15 protein-coding genes are annotated in these 14,022 nt (G+C 63.5%); 5 read left to right on the top strand and 10 right to left on the bottom strand.

Going from position 1 to position 14,022, the window contains the following annotated elements:
* Positions 1–6 precede the first annotated feature (6 nt).
* Positions 7–804 (bottom strand): undecaprenyl-diphosphate phosphatase, encoded by a 798-nt coding sequence (locus FHS48_RS16920; RefSeq protein ID WP_184265195.1) that lies wholly within the window; start codon positions 802–804, stop codon positions 7–9.
* Between the two features lie 210 nt (positions 805–1,014).
* On the opposite strand from FHS48_RS16920, the gene FHS48_RS16915 reads away from it, so the two are divergent.
* On the top strand, positions 1,015–2,820 hold the full coding sequence (locus FHS48_RS16915) for an ABC-F family ATP-binding cassette domain-containing protein (RefSeq protein WP_184265193.1): 1,806 nt from the start codon (positions 1,015–1,017) through the stop codon (positions 2,818–2,820).
* A gap of 130 nt (positions 2,821–2,950) precedes the next feature.
* Here FHS48_RS16915 and FHS48_RS16910 read toward each other — a convergent pair whose 3' ends face one another.
* The 9 genes from FHS48_RS16910 to rpsF all read right to left on the bottom strand — a co-directional run bounded on the left by FHS48_RS16910 (position 2,951) and on the right by rpsF (position 9,972).
* Positions 2,951–3,334: a hypothetical protein gene (locus tag FHS48_RS16910; protein ID WP_184265191.1), complete on the bottom strand. Its 384-nt coding sequence runs from the start codon at positions 3,332–3,334 to the stop codon at positions 2,951–2,953.
* Positions 3,335–3,609: 275 nt separating this feature from the next.
* Positions 3,610–3,984: a hypothetical protein gene (locus FHS48_RS16905; RefSeq protein WP_184265189.1), complete on the bottom strand. Its 375-nt coding sequence runs from the start codon at positions 3,982–3,984 to the stop codon at positions 3,610–3,612.
* Between the two features lie 97 nt (positions 3,985–4,081).
* Positions 4,082–4,885 carry an ABC transporter ATP-binding protein gene (locus tag FHS48_RS16900; RefSeq protein ID WP_184265187.1) on the bottom strand — a complete coding sequence of 268 codons (804 nt, stop codon included), beginning with the start codon at positions 4,883–4,885 and terminating at the stop codon, positions 4,082–4,084.
* Positions 4,882–5,685: an MlaE family ABC transporter permease gene (locus FHS48_RS16895; protein WP_260402542.1), complete on the bottom strand. Its 804-nt coding sequence runs from the start codon at positions 5,683–5,685 to the stop codon at positions 4,882–4,884. The genes FHS48_RS16900 and FHS48_RS16895 overlap by 4 nt, the downstream gene beginning before the upstream one ends.
* A 43-nt stretch (positions 5,686–5,728) precedes the next feature.
* Positions 5,729–6,820: an alanine racemase gene (alr, locus tag FHS48_RS16890; protein ID WP_184265185.1), complete on the bottom strand. Its 1,092-nt coding sequence runs from the start codon at positions 6,818–6,820 to the stop codon at positions 5,729–5,731.
* Positions 6,813–8,342, bottom strand: a complete 1,530-nt coding sequence (locus FHS48_RS16885) for a replicative DNA helicase (RefSeq protein ID WP_184265184.1) — start codon at positions 8,340–8,342, stop codon at positions 6,813–6,815. Before FHS48_RS16885 ends, alr begins: the two co-directional genes overlap by 8 nt.
* Before the next feature lie 383 nt (positions 8,343–8,725).
* A complete protein-coding gene (gene rplI, locus FHS48_RS16880) occupies positions 8,726–9,262 on the bottom strand; it encodes a 50S ribosomal protein L9 (RefSeq protein ID WP_184265182.1) in 537 nt (178 codons plus the stop codon).
* A 12-nt stretch (positions 9,263–9,274) separates the two neighbouring features.
* On the bottom strand, positions 9,275–9,508 hold the full coding sequence (gene rpsR / locus FHS48_RS16875) for a 30S ribosomal protein S18 (protein ID WP_019644012.1): 234 nt from the start codon (positions 9,506–9,508) through the stop codon (positions 9,275–9,277).
* Positions 9,508–9,972: a 30S ribosomal protein S6 gene (gene rpsF, locus FHS48_RS16870; RefSeq protein ID WP_184265180.1), complete on the bottom strand. Its 465-nt coding sequence runs from the start codon at positions 9,970–9,972 to the stop codon at positions 9,508–9,510. Before rpsF ends, rpsR begins: the two co-directional genes overlap by 1 nt.
* 273 nt (positions 9,973–10,245) lie before the next feature.
* Here rpsF and fabD point away from each other — a divergent pair, with 273 nt between their 5' ends.
* The 4 genes from fabD to fabF all read left to right on the top strand — a co-directional run bounded on the left by fabD (position 10,246) and on the right by fabF (position 13,885).
* On the top strand, positions 10,246–11,190 hold the full coding sequence (gene fabD / locus FHS48_RS16865; protein ID WP_184265178.1) for an ACP S-malonyltransferase: 945 nt from the start codon (positions 10,246–10,248) through the stop codon (positions 11,188–11,190).
* Positions 11,191–11,233: 43 nt separating this feature from the next.
* Positions 11,234–11,971, top strand: a complete 738-nt coding sequence (gene fabG / locus FHS48_RS16860) for a 3-oxoacyl-[acyl-carrier-protein] reductase (RefSeq protein WP_019644009.1) — start codon at positions 11,234–11,236, stop codon at positions 11,969–11,971.
* A gap of 248 nt (positions 11,972–12,219) precedes the next feature.
* On the top strand, positions 12,220–12,456 hold the full coding sequence (locus FHS48_RS16855; RefSeq protein ID WP_184265176.1) for an acyl carrier protein: 237 nt from the start codon (positions 12,220–12,222) through the stop codon (positions 12,454–12,456).
* Positions 12,457–12,625: 169 nt separating this feature from the next.
* Positions 12,626–13,885, top strand: a complete 1,260-nt coding sequence (fabF, locus tag FHS48_RS16850; protein WP_184265174.1) for a beta-ketoacyl-ACP synthase II — start codon at positions 12,626–12,628, stop codon at positions 13,883–13,885.
* The last annotated feature ends 137 nt before the right edge of the window (positions 13,886–14,022 follow it).

Raw genomic sequence — 14,022 nt, 5'->3', positions numbered from 1 at the left:
GGTAGATCAGCGCAGGGCCAGAACACCGATCATCACCAGCCCCAGCACGATGCGGTACCAGGCGAACGGGGCAAAGCCATGCCGCCCGATGAAGCCGATCGCCACCCGCACCACCAGCAGGGCGGTGATGAAGGCAGTGACAAACCCGATCCCGATCATGCCGAAGGCGGAGAAATCCAGCGCCGCCCAGTTTTTATACAGGCTGTAGGCGGTGGCCCCGGCCATGGTCGGGATGGCGAGGAAGAAGGAGAACTCGGCGGCGGTCTTACGTTCCACCCCCATCAGCAGCGACCCCATGATGGTGGCCCCGGAGCGGGAGACGCCGGGAACCATGGCAATGCACTGGAACAGGCCGATCTTGACCGTCAGCGGCAGCGGAAACTGCTCAATGGCGTGATAGCGCGGTGTGTGGTTCAGCCGTTCGATCAGCAGGATGGCGATGCCGCCCAGCACCAGTGTCACCGCCACCACCATCGGGGAATCCAGCAGGGCGCGGATCATCGAATAGGCCCCGGCACCGATCACCATGGCGGGCAGGAAGGCAATCAGGATGTTGCGGACGAACAGCTGTTCACTCCGCACGGTGGCGACACCGGTCAGGGCCTGCCACAGGCGTGGGAAGAAGGCGACGCAGACAGCCAGAATGGCCCCGAGCTGGATCACCACCTCGAAGGTTTTGCCCGACGGGGCCGGGAACCCCAGAAGATCAACCAGCAGCACCAGATGCCCGGTGGAGGACACCGGCAGAAATTCAGTCAGGCCTTCAATAATGCCCAGAAAGGCGGCCAGAAGCAGCAGGTCCATGATTGCGGAAACTCATCAGGGGGAGGGGGAGATTGCGCGGCATCATGGCCCCGGCGGCGGCAGGGCGCAAGGGGGCAGTGCAGCATGGCTGATCTCTGCGGCTGGGGCGGGGGCGGAGGGCAGGGGCGGGCCTTTTCTCTTGCCGGGGACCGGAGGACGCCGTAATCATCGGGGCAGTTTTTCCGATGTTTGATAAAGACAGGTGCGCCCGTGGCTCTTCCTCCCCTGCTGACCCTGCGTGACATCCGCCTCGGCTTTGGCGGCCATCCCCTGTTTCAGGGCGTGGAGCTGGCGGTGGGCAAGGGCGACCGCGTCTGTCTGGTCGGCCGCAATGGCTCCGGCAAGTCAACGCTGCTGAAGGTGATCGCCGGGATGGTCGATGCCGAAAGCGGCGAGATTTTCGTGCAGCCCGGCACCCGCATCGCCTATCTGCCGCAGGAGCCTGACCTGTCCGGCTTCGCCACCGCCCACGATTATGTCGCCGCCGGGCTGGGGCCGGAGCAGCTGCACGACTATCACACCGTCGATATCATACTGGATGATCTTCAGGTCCGTCCGGATGCGGATCCGGCGGCGATGTCGGGCGGGGAAAAGCGCCGCGCCGCCATTGCCCGCCTGCTGGTCAGCCAGCCCGATGTGATGCTGATGGACGAACCGACCAACCATCTGGATCTGCCGACCATCCAGTGGCTGGAAGAATACCTGTCTAACACCCGCAGCGGCTTCATCCTGATCTCGCACGACCGGGCCTTCCTCAACCGCCTGACCCGTACCACCCTGTGGCTGGACCGTGGCGTGGTGCGCCGCCTTGAGGCTGGATTCAAGGAGTTTGAAGGCTGGTCACAGGGGATTCTGGAGCAGGAAGCGGTCGAGACCGCCAAGTTCGACAAATTCCTTGAGCAGGAAGTGACTTGGTCGAAAAAGGGCATCGAGGCCCGCCGCACCCGTAACATGGGCCGGATGCGCCGGTTGCAGGAGCTGCGCAGCGAACGGGCGCAGATGATCGCCCGCACCGGTCTGGTGAAGATGGAAAGCGACAGCGGCCAGACCTCCGGCAAGCTGGTGATCGAGGCCGAAGGGATTGCCAAGACCTATGGCGACCGGGTGATTCTGGCCCCGTTCTCCACCCGGATCCTGCGCGGGGACCGGGTCGGCATCATCGGCCCCAACGGGGCGGGCAAGTCAACCCTGCTGCGGATGCTGATGGGGCAGGAAGCGCCGGACAGCGGCACGGTCAAGCTGGGCACCAACCTGACCACCGTCTACCTTGACCAGAGCCGCAGCGCGCTGGACCCGGCCAAGACCATCTGGGATACGCTGGCCGACACCGGCGGGGATTCCATCAATGTGCGCGGTCATCTGCGCCATGTGGTCGGCTATATGCGTGATTTCCTGTTTGATGAGCGGCAGGCCCGCAGCCCGGTCGGCAGCCTGTCCGGGGGGGAGCGCAACCGCCTGCTGCTGGCCAAGGCGCTGGCCCGGCCCTCCAACTTCCTGATCCTCGACGAACCGACCAACGATCTGGATATGGAAACGCTGGATCTGTTGCAGGACATGCTGGGCGATTATGACGGCACCCTGCTGCTGGTCAGCCACGACCGTGATTTTCTTGACCGGGTGGTGACGTCCTCCATCGTTTTTGAGGGCGATGGCGTGGTGCGGGAATATCCGGGCGGCTATTCCGACTATGAAATCCAGCGCCCGAAGGTGCAGGCCCCGGCGAAGGTGAAGGACGAAGCGAAGGCGGAAGCCCCGAAGGAAAAGCCGAAGGGGAAATCGGTCAAGCTGTCCTACAAGCAGCAACGCTTCCTCGACGAATTCCCCAAGCTGATGGAACGGCTGGAAAAGGAAAGCGCGGCGCTGGAAAAGAAGCTGGCAGATGATGGCTTTTATGCCCGCGATCCGCAGGGCTTTGCCAAGGCGGTGGAGGGGCTGGAAGCCCTGAAGGCTGAGCAGGCCGCCGCCGAGGAACAGTGGCTGGACATTGAAATGCTGAAGGAGGAACTGGGGGGCTGATCCCCGGTTCCTCCTGCTGCTGTGTGATGGGAAGGGAGCGTTTCCTGTCGCAGGTCCGGTGACCGGCCCTGCCGGAAACGCTCCGGTGCCTCCGGCCCCGCTCCGGTCGGGGACCGGAAGACGGGGCCGCTTACTGGGCGGGCTTCGGCTCAGGCACCGCGCCCTTGGCGGCATCCTTGGCGTGCTGCTTTTTCACGTCATCGACGCGGTGTTCGGCCGATTTTCCGCCTTTTTTGGCGGTGTCGGGCATGGCCTTGGCATCCTTGGCCAGCTGCTCCTTCTGGGCATGATCTTTCGGGGTGTGTGCCGCAGCGGCCTCAGCCGCTTTCGGGTCCACCTTGGTCTGTCCAGCCTTCGCCGCATCCTGCGGGGGCTGGGCCGCATCCGTCACCGCCGGGGCCGGAACCGCCGCCGGGGCTGCCGCAGGCGGAACCTGAGCGAAGGCGGCGCCTGCCATCACGGACACGATGGTGGTGGCAAGGGCGGTGCGGGTCAGAAGACGGGTAAAGGACATGACCGTAAACTCCGGTGTCTGTCAGTGGGGGCGGGCGGAAGATCCGGCCCGGCGGCCCCGGTTGCCCCGGGTGGGGCGGAGGGTTTCGGGATCGGTCAGCGAGGAGGCTGCCGTCGTTCCCTGAGATGTATTAAGCCCCGGCACTGTGTCAGCGTAAGGGCGATGTTTGCCGTAATTTCAGCACAGTGCGGCAAAATCCGGCATGCGGCGGGCGCGCAAAAGCAAACGCCCCGCACGGGGCGGGGCGTCGGTCATGGTAGAAGGCAGGGCAAGCCTCAGTTCTTCTTGCCGTGCTTCTTCTTCAGGTCATCCATGCGGCGTTCCGCGGAATTACCGTACTTCTGGGCCTTTTCCGGAATGGCCTTGGCGGTGTCCCTGGCAGCATCCTTCACGGCATCCTTGGCCTTCCCGGCGGTGTTTCCGGCAGCGGTGGTTTCCTGCCCCAGTGTCTTTTTGACGGTGTCGGCGGCCTTGGTGGCCTGATCAACGCTCTGGGAGACGGCATCAGCCTTTTTGGCGGCGCTGTCAACGGTCTGGGCCGTGCTGGTGATGGTGGAGGTCACCCGGTCCACTGTGGTGCCCTGCGCCATGGCGGACAGCGGCAGCAGGGACAGGGCGGCACACAGGCACAGGCTACGCAGGGCGGACATCAACGGAAACTCCAGTGAAACAGGGGGATGGAGCGGGGCGCGGTATTCAGCACCGGCCCCGGCAAAAAGACAGAGTGGCAAGACAAAAACCGGGGGATCAGGCCCTGACCGCCATGGTGATCGGTCCGCTGGCCCGGCCATGGACGAACTGGTCAACATAGGGATTGCCGGAGTCAAACACCTGCGATGCCGGGCCGGTCCAGATCAGTCGGCCCTTGTGCAGCATGGCGATACGGTCGGCAATCTTGCGGGCGGATGCCATGTCGTGGGTGATCGACAGGGCCGTGGCCCCCAGTTCCTTCACGCACTTCACGATCAGGTCGTTGATGACATCGGCCATGATCGGGTCCAGCCCGGTGGTCGGTTCATCGAAGAAGATGATCTCCGGCTCGTCAGCGATGGCACGGGCGAGGCCGACGCGCTTCTGCATGCCCCCGGAGAGTTCCGACGGGAACAGATCGGCCACTTCCGGGCCAAGGCCGACCTGCGCCAGCTTTTCCACGGCCTTGTCGCGGGCCGGGCCCCGGGCCATGCCTTCGCCCTGAATCAGGCCGAAGGCGACGTTTTCCCACACTGGCAGGGAGTCAAACAGCGCCGCCCCCTGAAACAGCATGCCGAACTTGCGCAGGACGGTATCGCGCTTCCGGCCACGCAGACCGACGGTTTCCTGACCGTCGATCAGGATCGATCCGCTGTCCGGGGTGATCAGGCCGAGGATCGACTTCAGCAGCACCGATTTACCGGTCCCGGAGCCGCCGATCACCACCACGCTTTCGCCGGGGCGGATATCAATGGAAACACCGTCGAGCACCACCTTTTGCCCAAACGCCTTATGGACGTTGGTCAGGCTGAGCTTCGGCACGGAGGGCGGGGGCTGATAGGCGGGGGTGGTGCTGATCATCGCGCGAAAAACAGTTCCGTGATGAGGTAGTTGAATACCAGAATCAGGATGGAGGCCGACACCACCGCATTGCGGGTGGCCTGACCGACACCCTGCGCGCCACCGCGCGAGGTATAGCCATTGTAACAGCCCATCAGCGCAATGATGAAGCCAAAGGTGGAGGCCTTGACCAGACCGGAGACGACATCCATCGTCTCCAGAAATTCCCAGGTGCGCTGGATGTAGTTGCCGGGGTTGAAGCCCAGTTTGTAGGTGCCGATCAGGTACCCGCCGAACACCCCGATGATATCCCCGACCAGCACCAGCAGCGGCAGCATCAGCGCCCCGGCCAGAAGACGCGGCGCGATCAGGTATTTGAATGGGTTGGTTGACAGGGTGGACAGGGCATCAATCTGTTCGGTCACCCGCATGGTGCCGATCTCGGCGGCCATCGAGGCCCCGACGCGCCCGGCCACCATCAGCCCGGCCAGCACCGGCCCCAGTTCCCGCGTCATCGAAATCACCACCACGGTGGCAACCGCGCCTTCGGCGGCAAAACGGGCAAAGCCGGTGTGGCTTTGCAGGGCCAGCACCATCCCGGAGAACAGGGTGGTCAGGCCGACCACCGGCAGCGAGTAATAGCCGATCTCCACCATCTGCCGCAGCAGGGTGCGCGGATAGAACGGCGGGGTCAGGCAGTGGAACACCGCCATCGCCGTGAAGGTAGACAGCCGCCCGACCCGGTTGAAGAACGCCAGCAGGACCCGCCCGACAAGGGCGAGGAAATCCAGAAAGGCCGTCACCGGGTTGGTGGAGTTCATTCACGGGCTCCCAAACGTGGGCCGCCGGTGGATCGGCGGGCCCTTAACTGCCGGTATACCGGCGGGCGTACCGGCGGGACAGACCCGTCAGCAGCTCGTAAGAAATGGTTCCGGCACGTCCTGCCTGTTCATCCAGATCAATGCCATCCCCGAGAACGGAAATCCACTGACCGGGCCGGGCAAACTCTTCCGGGACCGCAGAAACATCAAAGGAGATCAGGTCCATCGACACCCGGCCGACGATCGGCACTTCAATGCCCCCCAGCATCCCCTTACCGCGCCCCCCCAGTGACCGCAGCAGGCCATCGGCATAGCCCGCCGAAACGGTTGCCAGACGCATGCCGGGGGTTACGGCGTGGGTGGCACCATAGCCAACCGCCCCCGGAGTGTCAATTCGACGGACCTGAACAATGCGGATCCGCAGGGTGGCGGCAGCCCGCACCGGGTTGGGCTGGCCGGGCACCGGATTGCCACCGTACAGGCCGATGCCGGGGCGGACCAGATCGAAATGGTAGTCCGGGCCAAGGAAAATCCCCGACGATGCCGCCAGAGAGGACGGTACGCCCGGCAGTTTCTCCCGCGCCACCCGGAAGGCGGCAAGCTGGGACTGGTTCATCGGGTGTGCCGGTTCGTCGGCGCAGCACAGATGTGACATCAGCAGGCGCGGCTTCAGGCCGGGGGCCAGTTCGGTCAGTTCGGCAGCGGTCAGGCCAAGGCGGTTCATGCCGCTGTCAACCTGCACCACGTAGTCCCGGCCGCCGCTGTGGGCCAGCCACTCCGCCACCTGTTCCGGCGCGTTCAGCACCGGGGTCAGGTTATGGGTGATGAACGGTTCCAGCGACCCCAGCGGGCCGGACAGCACATAGATGGTGTGGTCCGGCACCGCCCGGCGCAGGGCAATCCCTTCTTCCGGCACCGCGACGAAAAAGTCACGGCAGCCTGCCGCGGCCAGCGCCGGGGCCAGTTCTGCCGCGCCAAGGCCGTAGCCATCGGCTTTCATCACCGCGCCGCAGGTTTTGGCCGACGGGGCGCTGTCCCGCAGGGTGCGCCAGTTGGCGACCACCGCTGCGGTGTCCACGATCAGAAAACCCCCGGCGGCCGGATCGTCGGTGCGGGAAGAAGAGAGATTATTCATCGTCATAACTGCCGTAGTCAGAGGCAATCAGGTTGCCGAATTTGGTGTAGTTGCCGTCGAAGAACAGACGGACGCTGCCGATCGGACCATGGCGCTGCTTGGCGACGATCACTTCGGCGACGTTGTGGGCTTTTTCGCACCGTTCCATCCACGCCCGGTGGCGTTCCATGAACCGGTTTTCATCCTCTTCCGGCTTACGCCCGGGCTCGCTGCGCGACAGGTAGTATTCTTCGCGGTAGACGAACATCACCACGTCGGCGTCCTGCTCGATGGAGCCGGATTCACGCAGGTCAGACAGCTGCGGTTTTTTGTCGTCGCGCTGTTCGACGGCGCGCGACAGCTGCGACAGCGCGATCACCGGCACGTTCAGCTCTTTCGCCAGCGCCTTCAGGCCACGGGTGATGGCCGACACTTCGTTGACGCGGCCATCGGAGCGGTCACCGGGGTTGGCTGACAGCAGCTGAAGGTAGTCGATGACGATCAGGCCCAGACCATGCTGGCGGGCCAGACGGCGGCAGCGGGTGCGCACGGCGGAAACCGACAGCGCCGGGGTATCGTCGATAAACAGCGGCATGCTGTGCAGTTCGTGGCTGACCTGCACCATGCGCGAGAAATCCTCATTGGCCAGCTCCCCGGTGCGGATCTTGTGGGAGCTGATTTCGGCTTCCTGCGCCAGCAGACGGGTGGCGAGCTGTTCCGCCGACATTTCAAGGGAGAAGAAGGCGACCTTGGCACCATCCAGGGTTTCCCGCTGGCCGGTGGCGTCGATCTTTTCCTTGTACAGCTTGGCGGCGTTGAAGGCGATGTTGGTCGCCAGCGCCGTTTTCCCCATCGACGGGCGTCCGGCGAGGATGATCAGGTCAGAAGGATGCAGGCCGCCGAGCTTTTTATCGAGGTCCACCAGATCGGTCGGTACCCCGGCCAGCTGCCCGGCGCGGCGGTGGGCCGCTTCCGCCATATGGATGGCGGTGGTCAGGGCCATACGGAAGTCCTGAAAGCCGCCTTCCTGATGGCCGGTGGTGGCAAGGTCGTACAGCTTCTGTTCGGCGATTTCGATCTGGTCGGTGGCGGAACGGTCGAACGACACCTCGTAGGCTTCGTTGACCATCTGCTGGCCGAGGTCGATCAGCTCCCGCCGCAGGGCGAAATCGTGGATCAGCCGCCCATAGTCCTCGGCATTGACCACGGTGATGACGGAATTGGCAAGATGTGCCAGATAGGCCGGACCGCCGGCTTCCTTGAGCAGCGGATCGTTTTCCAGATAGCCCTTCAGGGTGACCGGGGTGGCCAGATGGCCCTGTTCGATCAGGCGGCCACAGGCACCGTAAATGCGGGCATGCAGGGCATTGGCGAAATGGTCGGCCTGAAGAAACTCGCTGACCCGCTCATAGGCACGGTTTGACTGGAAAATTGCCCCGAGAAGGGCCTGTTCCGCTTCCAGATTATGGGGCAGCTCCCGCACCGGCATACCGTCGCCGGGGCCGCCGTCGGGCAGGGGAAGAGACATCTCGTATCCGGTCATCGGGGAACCATCCTGAAAAGGCCATCCTGAAAGGGGAATTCCGGGTCCCGGATCCTACGTTCGCCACGATGGGCGGCAGCAGGGCAGGGGGAGGGTTCAGTGATAGGTCACCCCCCGGCCTTTTGCAACCATACCAACATCGGCCTGAAAGAGGCGACGGAAAGTGCGGGCAAAATCCGGTGATAATCGCAGGATTGACGAGGAAATATAAAATATGCCGCAGAAAATGACGGTCCCGTGCTTTCTGCTGGAAAGGGCTGCGGTTCTGCCGCAAAGGCACCGGGCGCGGAGACGGGCAGGCGCTGAAGGTGGGCGAAGCGCAAAAGCGAACAGGCCGCCCCGGGTGGGGCGGCCTGCCGTAAGGACCGAAATCACAGAAGAAATTATTCTTCGGTGGCTTCGTATTCGCCATCAACGTCTTCTTCAGCCGGCTCTTCGAAGTATTCTTCGGCAGCATGCTGTTCTTCGGCTTCCGCCATGGAGCGGGCGACGATGACGCCAGCTTCGATGGAAACTTCCGGGTGCAGAGACAGACGGACGGTGTAGGAACCCAGCGACTTGATCGGGCTGTTCAGTTCGACCTGACGGCGTTCGATCTTGTAGCCAGCGTCCTTCAGGGCTTCCTGAATGTCGCGGGCGGTCACGGAACCGTACAGCTGGCCACCTTCGGAGGCCTGACGGACCAGAACCACACGGACGCCGGACATCTGACCGGCAACGCCCTGGGCTTCCTGACGACGCTTCAGGTTCAGCGCTTCCAGTTCGGCGCGCTGACGTTCGAAGATCGCCATGTTGTCTTTGTTGGCGCGCAGGGCTTTCTTCTGCGGCAGCAGGTAGTTACGGGCATAACCCGGCTTCACCCGCACCACTTCGCCCATCTGGCCAAGCTTTTCAACGCGTTCGAGGAGGATCACTTCCATAATTCGCGCTCCTTACTTCACGACGTAAGGCAGCAGGGCGAGGAAGCGGGCGCGCTTAATGGCGCGGGCCAGCTCACGCTGCTTCTTGGCGGAAACGGCGGTGATACGGCTCGGGACGATCTTGCCACGCTCAGAGATATAACGCTGAAGCAGCTTGATGTCCTTGTAGTCGATCTTCGGCGCATTGGCACCCGAGAACGGGCAGGTCTTGCGACGACGGAAAAACGGACGACGGGGCGCGGCCATTAGTTGCCTCCCTCGGTACGGTCGTTACGGTCACGGCGCGGGCCGCGGTCTTCGCGCGGACCACGGTCTTCCCGCGGGCCACGGGGGCCGCGATCACCACGGTCGCCGCGATCACCACGCGGGGAGCGGGTATCACGTTCGCCCTTCTGGAGCAGAATGGCCGACTGGCCTTCTTCCAGGGCGTCAACACGGACGGTCATGTAACGCAGAACGTCTTCGTTGAAACGCATGATACGTTCCATTTCGAGGACGGCGTCAGCCGGAGCGTCGATGTTGAACAGGACGTAATGGCCCTTACGGTTCTTGTTGACCCGGTAGGTCAGGTTACGGAGACCCCAGAATTCCTTCTTGGTCACCGCGCCGCCACGTTCGGTGATGATGGCGGCCAGCTCATCGGCCAGGGACTCAACCTGTTGGTTGGTGATGTCCTGGCGAGCGATGAACACGCTCTCATACAAAGACATTGGTTTTACCCTTATGGATTCTCTCAGCCCGACAGGTCCATATACGGCCTGTGACTAGGCATAGCCGGACCATCCGGCAAGGGAGATGAAGGCGCGCACTATACGCATCCGTCCGGCGATTGCAACAGAAGATGCGGAAAAACGCAAAAGGGCCGCGCCCTGTCGCACACGGAATCTTGACAGGGGCGGGCCGGTTCCTCACTTTCGCCAGACTTTTTTACTGTCCCGTTAACGGAACCAACCCCGTTAACCGATTTAACCAAGGGGTCGCCGATGGCGCGCGCATTCGTATTTCCCGGTCAGGGCTCTCAGGCGGTGGGAATGGGTAAGGATCTGGGCGAGGCCCACGCCGTTGCCCGTGCCGTCTATCAGGAAGTGGATGATGCCCTCGGCCAGAACCTGTCCGGCCTGATGTTTGAAGGCCCGTCCGATGACCTGACCCTGACCGAGAACGCCCAGCCGGCCCTGATGGCGGTGTCGATGGCGGTGATCCGGGTGCTGGAGTCGCAGGGCTTTGACCTGAAGGCCGCCGGGCAGTTCGTCGCCGGGCATTCGCTGGGCGAGTATTCGGCCCTGTGCGCCGCCGGGGCGCTGTCGATCGGTGATACCGCCCGCCTGCTGAAGGTACGTGGCCGTGCCATGCAGAAGGCGGTGCCGGTGGGTGAGGGCGCCATGGCCGCCCTGCTGGGGCTGGATCTGGAACAGGCGCAGGAAATCGCCGCCGCTGCCGCGCAGGGTGAGGTCTGTCAGGCCGCCAATGACAATGCCCCGGGGCAGGTCGTGGTTTCCGGTGCCAAGGCCGCCGTGGAACGCGCCATTGCGCTGGCCGCCGAGAAGGGGGCCAAGCGCTCCGTCCTGCTGCCGGTGTCCGCCCCCTTCCATTGCGCCCTGATGCAGCCCGCCGCCGATGCGATGGCCGAGGCGCTGGCGGGCGTGACCATCAACGCCCCGGTGGTGCCGGTGGTGGCCAATGTCACCGCCTCCGCCGTCACCGCGCCGGATGACATCCGCCGTCTGCTGGTGGAGCAGGTGACCGGTGCGGTGCGCTGGCGTGAAAGCGTTCTCTATATGAAGGCGCAGGGCATCACCACGCTGGTGGAATGCGGTGCCGGTAAGGTGCTGAGCGGTCTGGCCAAGCGCATTGACAAGGAAGTGGCCGGTGTGGCCCTGAACACCCCGGCTGATATCGATGCTTTTCTGGCGACCCTGAACGCCTGATCCTCCCTAAGGCCCTGTTCCCTAAGACTAAGGAATTCCGACAATGTTCGATCTGAACGGTAAGTGCGCGCTGGTCACCGGTGCATCGGGCGGTATCGGCGGGGCTGTGGCCCGGGCCCTGTATGCCCGTGGTGCCAAGGTGGCCCTGTCCGGCACCCGCCGCGAGGCACTGGAAGCGCTGGCGGCGGAGCTGGGGGACCGTGCCTTCGTCACCCCCGCCAACCTGTCCGACGCTGAGTCGGTGGCGGCCCTGATCCCGGCGGCGGAAGCCGCGATGGGGCAGGTGGACATTCTGGTCAACAACGCCGGGCTGACCCGGGACACCCTTGCCATGCGCCTGAAGGATGAGGATTGGGATGCGGTGATCCGCGTCAACCTGACCTCTTCCTTCCAGCTGGCCCGGGCCTGCCTGAAGGGTATGATGAAGCGCCGTTTCGGCCGCATCATCTCCGTCACCTCCATTGTCGGGGTCACCGGCAACCCGGGGCAGACCAACTATGCGGCCTCCAAGGCCGGTCTGATCGGGATGTCGAAGAGTCTGGCCGCCGAAGTGGCCAGCCGTGGCATCACCGTCAACTGCGTTGCCCCGGGCTTCATCGCCACGGCGATGACCGATGCCCTGCCGGACGCCCAGAAGGAAAAGCTGAACGCCGGGATCCCGATGGGCCGGATGGGCTCTTCGGAAGACATTGCGGCGGCGGTGCTGTATCTGGCTTCGGCGGAAGCCGGGTATGTTACCGGTCAGACCCTGCACGTCAACGGCGGCATGGCAATGATCTGATTGGTCTGAAAAAGACCGGTCAGAAAGGGTGCGGAAGGCTGCATTTTCGTTTTATTTCAGTCTTTTGCGTTCTCTGTTGCTGCGCTATGGCATTCGTGCGGCAAGTGTGTTACCAACAGGCGCTATTTGCGCTCCGGGGTTGGGAGAGGAGGTTTTCTCTTGACCGCCGGAGTTAATGGGTTCAAATCGGCCCTGTCTGCTGCCCGTTGTTAGGGGATGGCGGGCCAACTGCATCTGAGGACAAACGAATGAGCAACGTCGCTGAGCGCGTGAAGAAGATCGTGGTGGAGCACCTGGGTGTCGAAGCCGACAAGGTGACTGATACTGCCAGCTTCATTGACGATCTGGGCGCTGACAGCCTGGACACCGTTGAGCTGGTTATGGCTTTCGAAGAAGAATTCGGCGTCGAGATTCCGGACGATGCCGCCGAAAAGATCCTGACCGTTAAGGACGCGATCGATTTCATCGAAAAGGCCAACGGCTAATTTCGGTCCTGACGGCGCCGCCTCCGCCGGTTCTGACGTCCGGGCTATCCGCCCGGCGCGGTCCGGCGGGGCGGCGTCTGTCTTCCGGTCAGGCCCCTTCTGCCCCCGGCAGCGTGACCTGACCGAAATACACAAACGACACAGAAAACTGTAACGGGAACGCTAGGTCATGAGGCGAGTAGTCGTCACCGGGCTCGGTATGGTCACCCCCCTCGCGAATGGTGTCGAGGGCACCTGGGAACAGCTTGTGCGCGGAGTCTCCGGGATTCGGGCCATTGACCGGTTTCAGGTTGATGATCTGCCGGCGCGCATCGGCGGTCAGGTTCCGACCGAAGCCGACCATCCCTACCGTTTTGATCCCGATCTGGTGGCGGCTGCCAAAGACCGCCGCCGCATGGACGAATTCATTGTTTACGGTCTGGCCGCTGCGGTCGAAGCGATCGAGGATTCCGGCTGGAAGCCCGAAGGCGAGGAAGACCGTGAACGCACCGGTGTGATTATCGGCTCGGGCATCGGCGGTCTGCCGAATATCGCCGAGGCCTCCAAGATCATGGAAGCCAGCGGCCCGCGCAAGATCAGCCCGTTCTTTATCCCGTCGTCGCTGATCAATCTGGTCTCCGGCCATGTGTCGATCCGCTATGGCTTCAGGGGCCCGAACCACGCGGTGGTCACCGCCTGCTCCACCGGGGCGCATGCCATCGGCGATGCCAGCCGCATCATCAAGTACGGCGATGCCGACGTGATGGTTGCCGGTGGTGCCGAAGCCGCGCTGTGCCGTCTGGGGATTGCCGGTTTCTCTGCTGCCCGTGCCCTGTCCACCAGCTATAACGATGCCCCGACCACCGGCTCCCGCCCGTGGGACAAGGGCCGTGATGGCTTTGTGATGGGCGAAGGCGCCGGGGTCGTGGTGCTGGAAGAGTACGAACACGCCAAGAAGCGTGGCGCCAAGATTTACGCCGAAGTGCTGGGTTACGGCATGTCCGGCGACGCCTACCATATCACCGCCCCGGCGGAAGATGGCAACGGCGGCTTCCGGGCCATGCGCAATGCGTTGAAGGATGCCAGGCTCGATGTGTCGGCGGTTGATTATGTCAACGCCCATGGCACCTCGACCCCGCTGGGGGATGAGATCGAGCTGGGCGCGGTCAAGCGCCTGTTCGGCGACCATGCCTACAAGCTGTCGATGTCTTCCACCAAGTCGGCGATCGGCCATCTGCTGGGGGCCGCCGGTGCGGTTGAGGCGATCTTCTCGATCAAGGCGCTGAACACCGGTCTCTGCCCGCCGACCCTGAACCTGAATGACCCGTCCGAAGGCTGCGACATCGATCTGGTGCCGTTGAAGACCAAGGAACGGCAGGTGAAGATTGCGCTGTCCAACTCCTTCGGGTTTGGCGGTACCAACGCGTCTCTGGTTCTCGGCGCGGTCTGATATCGGCTGCGGTCCGCAGTCTGCTTTTGACAACAGGCCCGCCGGGTGTAACCGGTTGGGCCTGTTGCCATTTTGTGACCCTGTGATGTGGCCGGTTGCGGAAGCCTTTGGCGCGCCATATTTTTGGCCAGCTTCAT

Source organism: Novispirillum itersonii (assembly GCF_014205675.1).
Lineage (GTDB): Bacteria > Pseudomonadota > Alphaproteobacteria > Rhodospirillales > Rhodospirillaceae > Novispirillum > Novispirillum itersonii_A.
The sequence above is the reverse complement of the archived record's forward strand: the minus strand, read 5'-3'. Positions and strand labels throughout refer to the sequence as shown.